Source organism: Halobacillus trueperi (assembly GCF_003386945.1).
Lineage (GTDB): Bacteria > Bacillota > Bacilli > Bacillales > Halobacillaceae > Halobacillus > Halobacillus aidingensis.
Window position 1 is genome coordinate 30,477 of the sequence record NZ_QUAE01000009.1, and the last position, 14,509, is coordinate 44,985.

Sequence of the window (14,509 nt, forward strand, 5' to 3'; positions counted from 1 at the left end):
CCCTTTCATCATGCTCCTCCATTATATTCGTATTATTCTTACTAATCAAACAATTACCAGTTCTTTTCTACAAATTTCCTAAACACTCTTTCTATTGTGTAGAAATGACTACCAGGAACATGGTAAAATGAAAGATAATGACTACTACATCAAGGAGCGTCTAGGACTAATGATAGATTCAGTGAAGCGTATACTGCCGAATAAAAGTGATCGGCAGCTTAAAAAGTATAATAAATACATAGAGAGTATGAATGAACTAGAGGAAACGTACAAGAATCTCAGCGATGATCAACTTCGAGCGAAAACAGATGAGTTCAAAAGAGAACTGGAAGATGGACGGTCGATTTACGACATTCGGAATGATGCGTTTGCGGTCGTACGTGAAGCGGCGAAACGTGTCATTGGCATGCGTCACTTTGATGTCCAATTGATTGGCGGCCTTGTGCTGACCGATGGGGATATTTCGGAAATGGCGACGGGTGAAGGAAAGACATTGGTCGCAACCCTCCCTACGTACCTAAAAGCATTGGAAGGCAAAGGCGTCCACGTCATTACGGTGAACGAATATCTTGCTCGTAGAGATGCAGAAATCATGGGTCCTTTATATGAGTTTTTAGGTCTTTCGGTCGGTTTGAATGTTCCTGGAATCTCATCATCGGATAAGAAGAAGGCCTACATGGCTGACCTCACTTATGGAATAGGAACAGAATTCGGTTTTGACTTTTTGAGGGATCACATGGTGACAGCCGTCCACCAAAAAGTACAACGCCCGTACCACTATGCCATTGTTGATGAAATCGACAGCGTCTTGATCGATGAAGCGAAAACCCCATTGATCATTGCTGGAAAAATGAAACCAAGTGCTAATTTACATAAAGTGGGCGCTATGCTTGCCCGTTCCTTCAAAGCAGATGTCGACTATCACTTTGACCCTGAAACGAAAGCCGTCAATCTACTGGATGATGGCATGAACAAAATCGAGCGTGCTTTCGGTATTGATAACCTTTATGATCTCGAACATCAAACGCTCTATCATTATATGATTCAAGCATTAAGAGCCAACGTTCTTTTTGAAAGAGATGTGGATTATATCGTGCATGACCAGGAAGTCAAACTGATTGACATGTTTACAGGAAGAATGATGGAAGGACGTACAATGTCTGATGGTCTTCACCAGGCCATCGAAGCCAAAGAGGGTCTTGAGATTACCGAAGAAAACAAAGCTCAAGCTTCAATCACTGTCCAGAACTATTTCCGTATGTACCCTTCCCTAGCTGGAATGACCGGAACAGCCAAAACGGAAGAAAAAGAATTCCAAACGGTTTATGGCATGGATGTTGTCCAAATTCCTACGAACAAACCCGTTGCCAGAGAAGACCGTTCTGATAAAGTATTCCTTACAAAAGAACAGAAGTACGAAGAATTGGTGCGCGAAGTTCAAGACGTCCACCGTACCGGTCAACCGATTCTGATTGGGACGACTTCCATTTTGCAGTCAGATGAAGTCGCCAGCTATTTGGATGAGGCCGATCTTTCCTACGAACTATTGAACGCGAAAAGTGTAGAGCAGGAAGTACGCCTCATTTCCTTAGCCGGACAAAAAGGTCAAATCACTATCGCTACCAATATGGCTGGCCGCGGTACCGACATTGTTCTTGGAGAAGGAGTTGCGGAGTTAGGCGGTCTCCATGTCATCGGAACCGAGCGTCACGAAGCGAGAAGAATTGATAATCAATTAAAAGGGAGATCCGGCCGTCAAGGAGACCCTGGTTCTTCGCAGTTTATTATCTCTCTAGAGGACGATTTGATTGTTCGTTTTGCCAGAGATGAAAAGGAAAGAAAGATGAAATCCATCAAAACGAATGACCAGGGACAGGTGACGAACAAAGACATTCACAAATTCGTCGATACCGCTCAACTGATCAGTGAAGGCAGCAACTATAACGTGCGGGAGTTTACACTGAAAATGGATGATGTCGTCAATGATCAACGAAAGGTCATTTATGAATTCAGAGAGAAGCTCCTGGTTGAAAAAGATATTCTTAACCTTATTTCCAAACAAGTTCGCACGCATTTCTTACACCTCATAGAGAAGCTATGTCCAGAAACGGTTGTTCCAGAGAATTGGCCGATCGAAAGGCTTGAAAATGAAATTCAGCGAAGTGCACCTGGTGCCGCTCCAGCTTTATCAGAAAAGCACTATGAAGATATAGAGCAATTAAAAGCAGATGTTCTTTCCTATGCTGATGAGTACTGCGCCCAACTCCAATCATGGTCTGAGGATGAGTCGCTTCAAATGAAGCTGCGCCAGTTCTCCATTGGTATATTAGACAAGCTTTGGGTCCGCCATTTAGAAATGATGACACGATTAAAAGAAGGGGTCGGGATCAGACAATACCAACAAGAAGATCCGCTGCGCCTTTACCAGCAGGATGGGTATGACATCTTCCAGCATAATTATGCCGAAATCAATAAAGAGATGGTGTTCATGCTAGCTCAAGTGATGAAGCCGCAGCTCATAAAACAACAGGAAAAGGCGGAACAGGAGGATGAAGCGAATGTTTAAATGGAAAAAGAAAGAGAAAGAAACGAAATCGTATGACGAGGGAGCGGTCGATGCTTCCTTATTCACCGGAAAAGAAGAAGAGGTTCAAGATACGGATGAAGTTTACACAGAACTTTCCCTCCATCCGGACTGGCACCTTCCCGAAGAAGAAGCGTATGTTTATCGCTTTTATAACAGTGATTTGCCTCCGCTCAAACCGAATCAAGTGAGTGTCTCGGGGTTTGATATTCAAAAGAAGGATCAAAATATTCTCGTCAAAGCCTTTCTACGTAATTCTTTGCAAAGAGGAATTCATTTCAAACCTACCTCAATCTTGCTATTAGATAAACAAGGACAATTAATGGCTCGAAAGCATTTTGATCTCACTGACGTAGGGTTGTTACCGGGTCGATCCAGCCGTCCATGGATTTTCGACTTTCATCAAAAGGACTTTATCAATGGTGATACCAACATTCCGGTCAATGGTTGGAAGTTAGCTTTCGAGACCCACACAAGAAAACACTCCCTGGATCTTGAAGAGACTTGGGAACAATCTTTGGATACGGAAGAAATTGATAAACTTGAAGAATATGTGAGTAATATAAACCCACCAAAGCCCGGAGAAGTCAACTTCTTAGGATTGCAAGTGACTTTTGGCAACGAGGGAAATTTGCATGTGACTCTTCTTGTGAGAAATGGAAATGAAGAAGATATTACTTTAAAATCCATTCCCCTTATAGTTGAAGATGCAACAGGAAAGGTCATTGCTAAGGGTGGATTTAAACTGAATGATTTAAAAGTAAAAGCCCATACAAGTAAGCCATGGACTTTTGTATTCCCAAAAAACAAGGTAAACCGTGATGAGGTCGACTTATCGAGATGGAAGGTTTACCCTAAATAAACATAAAAAAGGCCACTTTTTAGTGGCTTTTTTATTGTTCTTTATATGTATTTTCCATATTTGTTCTTAACAATTCGTACATGTTTACACTTTTAGAAGCTGGTGAGCTTTCCATATGGTTCAATTGATTAAGGAAAAATTGCGTGGAGAATGAAATAAAGGAACTTTTACTAAGCCCCAGCTCTTTCGCTTTCTGCTCAATTTCATCATTTAATGACTCACTGACCCTTACACTTACCTGCTTTTTCATCTTCGTTGATGTCCCCCTGTCTTTCTTTTGCCATTACCTATGGTTGTTAAGATTATTATTCATAGATTATCATAAGGATTATTAACATTCCACCAAATTTGTAAACTTTTTCTTCCTCTCATTATCCTTCATTCAAGGCCTTATATGGTAAAAGGTGGTTGGATAATACTAAGTCAAATGTATTTACATGTTTCTTGGTTCCATAAATCTCAATCACTAGAAGATTATATTATTTTTTAAGTTTATTTCTTATAACTTTTCTCTCACACCAATTTTTATACCTTCCTTTTGAAGTGAGGATCGACTGATTATTAGAGACATTGACGTAAAGGAATTGTTGTCTATTTCAATCTGAAAAGCCAGCTTCTTGGACAGAAGCTGGCTTTTTCTTTTACCTATCATTATTTAATAAACGAGCCATGAGCGTGGCGAATTCAGCTCTGTTGATTTCTTTCTTAGGTTGGAATGTACCGTCTGGAAACCCTGATACGAGATCGTTGGATACTAGAATAGAAATCGGTTTATACGACCATGTTCCTTCTTGAATATCCGTAAACTCATTCTCCCTGTCGCCTGTTAACTCATAAGCACGGACAACCAAACCCGCCATTTCTTCACGAGATAAAGCTCTGTTCGGTTTGAATGTCCCGTCATCATAGCCAAGAAAGATCCCTGCTTCTTCCATCGCTCCTATATACTTCGCTGCCCAATGGTCGGGGCTGACATCAGGGAAGCGTGATTCTTTCAGTGGTAAATCCATCTCTTTGGCAATCATGACCGAAGCAGATGCGCGTGTAATCGAATCTTTGAAACCAAAATTGCCATTTGGGTAGCCGACCATCAATTCTCTTTCTACTAGATCATTGATATAAGATTCAGCCCATGTCCCTTTGACGTCCGGGAAGGTTTGAGCTGCTGGTTCATATTCACCATTTGGGGTCGTTACATTCAGTTTGTAAGATTTTGATGACCAATGATTGTAATATTCAAAAACCTGCAAGTGATATTGACCTGGCTCTGCTGTAAATGTGTAGGATTCCTTCTCACCTTTTCCATTGTCATCCAGGACGGTGTGGTCTCCTTCTTCGTCTACAAGAACTCCCACCAGGTCCATATGGTCATCCAACTGGTCAAGGCTGATCTTTGTTTCTCCATCTCCCTCAACCTCGAACGTGTACCAGTCTGTGTCTCCCGGTTTTCCAATTCGGTTGCTTACGTCAGTGCTTGTCATCTGGTAAGCATCTCCATACGTGTCCGCTGCATCTGCACTTGAGTCATAGGGCTGACTATTGATAGATAGAGATGCATCAGGAATACCGAATCCCTCATATAAGTTCCAAGTCACTCCCGTAAACGTCTTCGCTGTATTTTGCATGGCCCATTCAATTTCCGAAGGATCCCAGGAAGGATGATGACTTTTCACTAAACTTGCCACTCCCGCCACAAGAGGAGATGAAAAAGAAGTCCCGTCATTATAGGCATATCCACCTTCAAAATGCGTACTTACTAAGTTTTGACCCGGGGCTGTCAAATCGATCCAGTTTCCATAATTAGAAAAGCTTGTTGGGCGATCCATTTCGTCTGTTGCCGCAACACTGATGACTGGTCGATAAGAAGCTGGATACGCAGGTTTGGAAGAGTCATCATTGGATGCGGCAGCTACCAATACAATCCCCTTTTTATAGGCTTCATAGAGGGCCTCCCGCTCACTGTCCATCTTTTGATAACTGGAGTAGCTCATGTTGATCACATCGACACCTTGATCAATAGCATGGTAGATCGCATCCAAACTTGCGGAAAAACTGACATTCCCTTCCTTTCCAGCTACTTTCAAGGGAAGGATTTTGGCTGATGGATTCACACCGACAATTCCTTCATTATTTGCATTCGCTGTAATCAATCCAGCAATATGGGTTCCATGGCCATGATCATCTGAGGAATCTGTTGTATCATCTAAAAAGTTATAACCCGGTAAGATCTTCCCCTTCAAATCGGGATGATCAGCGTTCACTCCTGTATCCAAAACAGCGATCACTGTATCATGGGAGCCGCGCATCCCCCAAACGCCACTCATATTCAAAGGATCGAATTGCCATTGTTCCTCGTAATAAGGGTCTTGAGGTGCAGCTGTCGATGTTCGGATGTAGTTCGGTTCCACGCGTTGAAGGTCTGCTTCACTTTTCAGTTTCTGCAAAACTTCCTGGTAATTCTGTGATTCCGGCACTTGAAGTACATGAAAGTTTCGCTTACTTAGTGTCTGTGATACACCCAGTGGGTTTAGATTATATGTATGTATAACCTGTTGGACGGAGGTTTCTTGCCCTTTCACTACTATACTACGTTGGTCTATTTCTGAAAGATCTACTCTCAATGAACTTTTTTGGTATTGTTCCTTTTCATAGGATTCTTGGATGTTCTGAAAATCTGAAGATGCATTTACCTTGGTATGAATGAAGACACCCGACAAAGTGATCATAAAACAAGTCATTAGTACTAAAAACAGGGGTCTTTTTCTCATGAGAGTTCCTCCTACTATTCTATTGCTTGTAATCTAATTGTAACATAAACGACCATTTATAAGATTTATGTTACAAAAGTTGTCAATCTTTTACTTTTTATTTACATAACCATTTTATAATGTTAATTTCCTAGTATTAGAGATATTAAACATAAAATGAGGAGGAAACTTGGATGAGGTTTTTAACAACATGGATCATCATGCTCACTCTTTTGTTAGCTGGACAGTGGAATATGGTGAGCGCGGAAGAAACCTTTCATGATTTAGACCAGACCCCATGGGCGAAAGAAGAAATTTTATATCTGAATGATGAAGGAATTATCAACGGCTACGGAAATGGCTTATTTGGGCCGAGGGACCCTATTACACGCCAGCAGGCAGCCATGATGCTCGTGAATGACTTGTATCCGAATGAAACGCCTCAATCTCACCCGGATTTCAGTGATCTGGATAAAGATAGTATTTATTATGAGGCCATAGCCATTGCTGAAGAAAAAGGACTGGTCAGTGGTTACCCGGATGGTACATTCCGAGGATCAGCACCCATCACCCGTGCCGAAGCTTCTTACATGATCGACCAAGCCTATGACGTTCAAGGGACAGATCACACAGCAACATTTAATGATCTGGAATATCACTGGGCCAAAGAATCGATTGAAGAATTGGCTTCACTCCAAATCATTAATGGTTATCGAGATGGTTCATTCCAACCACAGAAATCCATCATTCGTGCTGAGTTTTCTGTTATTCTTGCATTCACCATTAATGAAGATCTGCGACCAGACCCTGAAATGACCGCTCATTTTATCGATGTTGGTCAAGGTGACAGCACCCTTATCGAAACACCCTCAGGAAAAACGATCCTGATTGATGGTGGTAGGAAATCTGCTGGCGAAGAAGTCGTGGATTACTTATCAAACGCTGGATTCAACACGATTGATTTACTTGTCGCTACGCATCCGGATGCGGACCATATCGGTGGGTTGATCGATGTCATGGAAAACATCCAAGTAAATAAAGTGCTGGATAGTGGAAAGACACATACGACGGATACTTATTTTGAATACCTGGATATTATTGAGAGAAAAGATATTCCGCTTGAAATTGCGCAAGATGGAAATACGTTAGACTTTCCACAACTGGAGATTCAAATCCTTAATTCTGAAAATACATCGAGTGATAATAATGAGTCGTCGGTTGTACTGAAGGCCTCTTATGATGAGATTGATTTCTTATTAATGGGAGATGCTACTGTAGAAAATGAACAGACGATGAGTCGTTTATATGACGTCGAAGCAGAAATCCTAAAGGTCGGCCACCATGGAGCTGACACCTCGACTTCAGATGAATTTGTCCATTATGTAGACCCGGAAGTCGGGATTTTATCTTACGGGGACAACCATTACGGTCACCCTGAATCCGAAGTAACCAACCGCTTATGGGATCACGGAACGGATCTTTATTCCACATGTGATACAGGCGACATTACCATAACTACAAATGGAACCACTTATGATGTCCATGGTTCTCCCTTTGACGGAAGTGATGAATGTACGACGGAAGATAATGATAATGATTCAGGATCTGGTGGTGGAAATGGATCCGATGATGGAGAGGTCTCCTATCCTATCAATGTAAATACTGCTGGTTTTGAATTGCTTCAGGAAATTACAGGCGTCGGCCCGACGATCGCACAAAATATCATTGATTATCGAAATGCGAATGGTCCATTTGAGACGTATAGCGAATTGTTAAATGTCAGCTATATTGGAGAAGTTACATTAGAAGAAATGCGACCAGAAATTACACTGGGGTGATCTTATGCCAACGTACACGATAGATCGGTTTGAAGGTAACAAGGCTGTCTTGTTGTTAAAAGGAAACGAGACTACAGAAAAACTGGTAGATCGAAACGTATTACCCGAGTCTGCTAAAGAAGGAGACCTACTAGAGACATCTGACAACGGTGACTACCGTATCCTTCAAAAGCAAACCGAAAAACGCAGACAACAAGCTAAAGCAAAACTAGAAGCCCTGAAAAACCGCCCCAACTCCAAGTGAATATCAATTGTAAAACATTGCCACACCAGGTCATCCATATATTGGATGACCTGGTGTGGCATTTTATTCCATATATCCACATTAAAAAAAAGCAGGAGAGATGATCTCCTGCGTCTTTATTGTTTTTTATTCTTCCTCTGATGCTACGTCTACAATACGATCTTCAATTACTGGTGTTACCTCTCCTAGTTCAGCAACATAGTCACGGAAGTTTTCCCAGTCTGATGAACCTAGGTCTGTCACGCGTCCCTCGTCATAGGCGTTAGCAAAGACATCATAACCGTCTCCACCTTTAGCTGTGAATGCGTTTGTTGCAACCGTATAAGTCGCAGACTCATCTAGCGCAACCCATTCTCCATCAACATTCAGTTCAACAGATTGTACACGTTCACCAACAGCCAGGGAGCTATCGTACGTATAGTTCAACCCAGAAACTTGCAGGAATCCACCAGACTCTTTAGGAGCATTGCTCACACTGTGCTCTAATGCTTCCATAATTTCAGCGCCGGACAGCTCCATCGTTGCAAGGGTATTACCAAATGGCATAACCGTTAGGATCTCACCAATCGTAATTGGTCCTTTGTCGATCGCTTCACGAATTCCGCCACTGTTTTGGAAAGCCGCGACTGTATCCGGGTTATACTCTTTCGCTTTATCCAGCATTCCATCTGTGATGAGGTTCCCTAGTGCCGTTTCACTGTTACGTACACTTACCTCGTCCCCATCCTCCAGACGTGGATTCGGGAAGGCTTCTGTAGCAACGGCTCCACTCTCTTCGTCACGGATATCCTCAATCTTGGATGTGTATTTTTCGAGAGCTGCAGCAGCTTCAGCGTTTGCTTCTTTTTCACTTACATCAATCAAGTCGCCCGCGTAACCGACGACGACACCTTCATCATCGAATTCTACATCCAATGTACCAAGGGAGTCTCCATACTGGCCGGCTTGAACGATGACGGTAGGATCTTTAGGATCTCCATTCTCATCGGTTGTCACTTCCACTGGTTCTGAAAGCTTTGAATGACTGTGCCCTCCGACAATGACGTCAATTCCATCTACTTCGGCTAGCAACTGGTCATTGTCATAATTCGGATTATCATCATATCCAATATGAGTTAAGGCTACAATCTTATCAACACCAAGAGCTTCCAGTGCTTTCACTCGCTCTTCAGCTGTATCAATATAGTTATCGAAAGTAATAGCTTCAGGACTAGAGATATCAGCCGTTTCTTCTGTAGTCAATCCGAAGAAACCAACTTCTTCCCCGTCTACTTCTTTAATGACACTATTGTAGATTTCACCATCTGCAGGCTTCTTGCTGATGTAGCTGTTATAAAGTCCTTTCATATTCTCATCTTGAGAGAAGTTCACGTTCGAACTTACAAAAGGAAAATCTGCTCCTCCGACGAAATCAGCAAGAGCTTTATGACCCTCTTCACTGGAGCCAAGATCGAATTCGTGGTTTCCAAGTGTCATCATATCGTAACCCATCATATTCATGAATTCTAAATCTGCCTGACCTTTGAATTCATTGAAATATAACGTTCCAGAGAAAACATCCCCAGCGTCAAGAAGAAGTGCATCCGGATTTTCTGCTCTCACTTCATTCACTGCTGTCACACGTTTAGCGACATCATCCAAGTGAGCATGCGTATCATTGGTATGCATTAAAGAAAGTTCAAAATGCTCATCACCAAGGGTTATTCCATACTCATAATCTGTGTTCGCAAGCAACCAGGCGAAGTCACCTCTGCGGATGTCATCCTTCGGTCCAAATTTCGTCTCACTTTGACCGCTTACTAGATCAAGATTATAAAGAGTCGCAATGGCATCTTCATACCAGGCACCTTCTTGGACATCTTCAAATGGATGTTCGCTTGCATCACTCTCAAGACCATAGGCTTCTACAATCAATTGAGCAAATTCACCACGAGTCATTTCTTTTTTCGGTTGGAAAGTACCGTCTTCCATACCGCTGATGTACCCCGCTTCATGCAAAGCATTAATGGATGCAGCGTACCAATCTCCTTCATATACATCAGAGAAAGTAGAACCCTCTCCTGTTTCCATATCTAAATCAAGAATTCTAGCCATCATGACTGCTGCTTCCGCACGAGTGACAGAAGAATACAATTGGAAAGTTCCGTCTTCGTAACCGGTTACAACTCCAGCTTCAGCTAGAGCATGAATCACATCATGGTAGGAATGATCGGAAGGGACATCTGGAAATACATCCTCTGCGGATACACTTGTACCTGGGGCTACAGCTGATGCAACCAGCGCGGCACTCACTGAGGATAGGAATAAAGCACTTTTCTTATTAACTTTCTTCATTAAAATGACTCCTCCTTGAATATATAATCTGGCGGACTTCGGTCCCATTCTATGTAACTTAATAAGGGACAAATACCCCCATACATTTATATCTTACAAGAATTTTCTATCATTTCCTACACAATTTTCATAACTTTAAAGATTTTCAAACGATTTATTTACAAATTTTGTACTTTCAAAGATTCATAAAAAACCCTGCAGAGAATATCCTCTGCAGGGTTAATGAGCTAGATTAAATTAGCGAGATGTAGCAGTTAGTGAGAAGTTGATGTTATCAAGATCAGTATCTTCTACGGATACCTCTTGGTCGCCTACATAAGTACCGTCAGCGAAGACAGCTACTTCGTAGTTACCGTTTGGCACGTCTAGGGAATAAGATCCAGTTACGCCAGCATCTTTAGCAACAACATTTCCATTTTCATCGATTGCTGCTACAACAACGTCTGATCCATTAAGTCCTGTAACTGTACCAGATACGTTGAATAGAAGGTCATTTTCAGTGTTTTGAACTGTGATACGCTCGTAAACTGTTTCGTTCTTACCAACGGATAGACCGAACTCTGTATCGTTGTAAACGCCAGCATCACCGTCTACATCTACTGTGTATGTTCCTTCAGAAAGGTAAGCTGGAGTTACGAAGCTACCTGCTTTAGAACTGTTTACAGAGTAAACGTTATCAGCGGTTGTTGTTGGGTCATCCCACTTATCTGTAATCGTAACATTAACATCGTTTCCAGACACTTTATTACCTAGTGTATCTACCAATGTAAGGTTAGCGATTGCTTGAGATCCACCTTCAACTGCGAAGTTAAGCGTTTGCTCACCTTTGTTAGCAGTGATGGTATCTGTAACTGTTTCGAAGTCTCCAGGTCCACGAACAACGAATGTGTAAGAACCTTCAGCTAGATCTTCGTCATCACCAATTACGTATGTTCCTTTATTCGTATTATTATTGAATTTAACATCATCACTTAATACGAATTCTCCATCTTGGTCATAGACGAACACTTCGCCAGTCACATCTTGATTCTCAAGGTCTCCATCATAACGTACATATCCTTCAACAGTTACTTCTGGATCTGCCTTGATACCAAAGTTTGCAGGTGACTGATCAGAGAATTCAACTACTTCAAATTCTTCAGATGTGTTACTTTCGAAACCAGGTGCAGATACTTTGATTGTATATTTACCAGGATTGACACTTCTAAAGAATGGAGCGTCTGAAGGAATTGTAAGGTCTTGACTTCCATCATTATATTTATCCAGCTCTGAGTAGTTAATAGTCTTAACAGTTTCACCAGATGCGTCTAGAAGTTCAGCTGTTACAGGTACATGAGTTCCTACAGGAAGGTTAAGCTCATTTTCACCTTCGCTATCCAACAAGGCTACATCTGCGGAAGCGGTACCTGCTGGTTCAACTTCCAAGGACGGTGATGTCGTCTTATCTTTAACGATAGAAACTGTTTCAGAGACTGGGTTTAAGATGTATTCACCACTAACTTCAAACTTGTAATCTGTCGTCTCAGCTTTGTCAAAGTCGTAAGAAGCTACTAGAGCATCGTTATCAATGGAATACTTCAATGTATCGTTAGCATTAAGTGTTTCTACCAATACTTCCACGCCACTTACTTCTTTATAAACGTTCAAATCCCCAGCGAATGTTTCACCAGTTGAATCTTTAGGGAAGCTTGTGAACGTGCTTGTAGCTGTTACTTCTTGAGCTGCTTCCAGAGAAACAGTAGAAGAAGTATTGTTTCCTTCAGTCACTTCAACAGCAACAATTTCAGTTGCCGCATTCTCATCATTGATACGAAGGAAGTAAGTTCCGGATGGAAGAGTTACTGCTTCTTTTCCGAATGCTTCAACCAAGTTGAATTCCGCTTCGAACTTATCATTACTGTTCTTAGTATCATCATCAAGGTTCACATCTTCCAGGGAAGCTAGAACAGAAGAGCCGTCTACATCAAGCAGTTCCACGGAACCGTTTTGCGTGTTCCAAACGCCTGATAGCTTCATAGATTCGATTTCTTTAACTGGTGTGAACTCTGTACCGACTGTTGTAAGAGCTTTGTCATCACTAGAAGTGAATTCTGTAGTCGTTTCGTGGTAAACATCATCAAGATTTTCACTTGAAAGATCTTTGGATACTACGACACGGTACTCACTATCTGTGCTGATTTCGTTTACACGCTGGTTCAAGACATTCTTAAACTCTACAGATGCGCGACCATCGTCAGCAGAAACACCACTGTTATAGAAACCGTACTTACCATCGTCCTGTGTAGTTGTGAAGTCAAGAGTTAACCACTCATCACCATTTTTCTCTTGAAGAGTAACTACAGCACCTTCAACCGATTCACCCGTCTTATCATCGACAATGTTACCTTCGATTGCTAGTTCACTTAGGTTTACCAGCTCAAGTGTAATGTTCTCAGCCGTTTTGTGGTTACGAGTAACATTTACTTCTTCAGACTTCGTGAAGTAACCTTCTTTGCTTACTTCAATTTCAACAAGTCCTGGATTTGCAGGGATTGAGTAATAACCATTTGAATCAGCAACTACTTCTTCGTCGCCGACTTTAACTGTTGCGCCAGGAGTGACGAAACCTTGGATAGCTGTATCCGCTTCAACATCAGGATCGTCACCATCGTCACCAGGGTTGTCTGGTGCATCAAAATCAACAGTAACTGTGAAAGTTTCACCTTCGTATTCAACAGCGACTTCATTCTCACCGTCGACAAGTGCTTCATCTAGATCGTATTCAACAGTTTCTCCGTCTGAGAAAGTTACAGAAATAGTATCAGCGTCTACTACAGTAGCGCTCTCAACTGTGATTTCTGGTGCTGGTTCTTCCTCATCGAATAGGCTTCCGAATTCTTTCTCAACGTTATAAAGCAACCATGCAAAGTGGTCACGACGCATGTCTTCCATCGGGCTGAACTCTGTTCCTTCTTCATTCGTACCAGAGATAAGACCGTGTGCGTAAAGAGTTTCGATTGCTTCTGTGTACCAAGCATCTCCATCTACATCTTCAAAAGTAGTATCAGCAGATTTTTTCGGAATGTCATATGCATTGACTAGAAGTACAGCGATTTGAGCACGGTTGATGTTATCAAGTGGACCGAATGTTCCATCTGGATAACCATTGATATCACCGGAAGCTACAAGTGCGTTAACGTACTCTGCATACCAAGCTTCTTGATCGACATCAGGGAAGTCAGCCGCTGCAACATCAGTGTCAAGCTTAAGCGCTTTTGTAAGCATAACAGCCGCTTGACCACGGTTGATGCTCGCTGTTGGGTGGAAATCACCATCTGGGTAACCATTGATGACGTCTTTAGCTACCAGGGCATTGATCGCTTCGTTGAACTGGTAACCGTCCGGAAGGTCAGGGAAGTTTGAATCCGTGCTTGCAGAAACTGCAACTGGTGCTACAGCTGAAGCTACCATAGCAGCTGTCAATGATGTAGCAAACAATTTACGTTGTGACTTTGATTTGTAAGACATGTAAATAATTCCTCCTTGAATATACTATAAAATAATACTGATCCCAGAGACTCATAGATCGTAGATGCCATCATGAGTCTTTATGTATACAAATCTCCAAGATAAGTAATAAAACTACAACAAATTCCTGATGACACAAGTCTTAGTATATTTCACTTATACTGGAAGGTCAACCATTTTACCTAATAAATTGGAAGAAAATATTTTTAGTAGATTCGAATTCCAATTACAAACTCATTACATAGGTATACAACACAAAATAGGGTATTCCTTCCAAAAGCGCCAATAAATTTACATAAATTTGGCGTTTACATAGAAAATATCGACATAATTTATGAGATCTTTAACATTTTACTGGTATTTTTTCAAAAAAATAGCTCCACCGAATATATA

At 41.7% G+C, this 14,509-nt stretch carries 8 protein-coding genes; 4 read left to right on the forward strand and 4 right to left on the reverse strand.

What is annotated here, in order from left to right; translation table 11 throughout:
• Positions 1 to 169 precede the first annotated feature (169 nt).
• Complete coding sequence (gene secA2, locus DYE48_RS12210; RefSeq protein WP_115823986.1) at positions 170 to 2,566, forward strand: accessory Sec system translocase SecA2; 2,397 nt, start codon at positions 170 to 172, stop codon at positions 2,564 to 2,566.
• On the forward strand, positions 2,559 to 3,446 hold the full coding sequence (locus DYE48_RS12215; protein ID WP_115823885.1) for an accessory Sec system S-layer assembly protein: 888 nt from the start codon (positions 2,559 to 2,561) through the stop codon (positions 3,444 to 3,446). The genes secA2 and DYE48_RS12215 overlap by 8 nt, the downstream gene beginning before the upstream one ends.
• 31 nt (positions 3,447 to 3,477) lie before the next feature.
• Here DYE48_RS12215 and DYE48_RS12220 read toward each other — a convergent pair whose 3' ends face one another.
• Together DYE48_RS12220 and DYE48_RS12225 are read right to left on the reverse strand one after the other, a co-directional pair.
• On the reverse strand, positions 3,478 to 3,696 hold the full coding sequence (locus tag DYE48_RS12220) for a ribbon-helix-helix domain-containing protein (protein WP_089651948.1): 219 nt from the start codon (positions 3,694 to 3,696) through the stop codon (positions 3,478 to 3,480).
• A gap of 391 nt (positions 3,697 to 4,087) precedes the next feature.
• A complete protein-coding gene (locus DYE48_RS12225; protein WP_115823886.1) occupies positions 4,088 to 6,214 on the reverse strand; it encodes a S8 family serine peptidase in 2,127 nt (708 codons plus the stop codon).
• A 173-nt stretch (positions 6,215 to 6,387) separates the two neighbouring features.
• Between DYE48_RS12225 and DYE48_RS12230 the strand changes: the two genes are divergently transcribed.
• The gene (locus DYE48_RS12230; RefSeq protein ID WP_115823887.1) at positions 6,388 to 8,031 is read left to right on the forward strand and encodes an S-layer homology domain-containing protein; all 1,644 of its coding nucleotides are present in this window, start codon (positions 6,388 to 6,390) and stop codon (positions 8,029 to 8,031) included.
• A gap of 4 nt (positions 8,032 to 8,035) precedes the next feature.
• Positions 8,036 to 8,275, forward strand: coding sequence for a DUF3006 domain-containing protein (locus tag DYE48_RS12235; RefSeq protein WP_115823888.1), 240 nt, complete (start codon positions 8,036 to 8,038; stop codon positions 8,273 to 8,275).
• A 126-nt stretch (positions 8,276 to 8,401) separates the two neighbouring features.
• Here DYE48_RS12235 and DYE48_RS12240 read toward each other — a convergent pair whose 3' ends face one another.
• Together DYE48_RS12240 and DYE48_RS12245 are read right to left on the reverse strand one after the other, a co-directional pair.
• On the reverse strand, positions 8,402 to 10,609 hold the full coding sequence (locus DYE48_RS12240; RefSeq protein ID WP_115823889.1) for a 5'-nucleotidase C-terminal domain-containing protein: 2,208 nt from the start codon (positions 10,607 to 10,609) through the stop codon (positions 8,402 to 8,404).
• A gap of 237 nt (positions 10,610 to 10,846) precedes the next feature.
• The gene (locus tag DYE48_RS12245; protein WP_115823890.1) at positions 10,847 to 14,116 is read right to left on the reverse strand and encodes an S-layer homology domain-containing protein; all 3,270 of its coding nucleotides are present in this window, start codon (positions 14,114 to 14,116) and stop codon (positions 10,847 to 10,849) included.
• Positions 14,117 to 14,509: the final 393 nt, after the last annotated feature.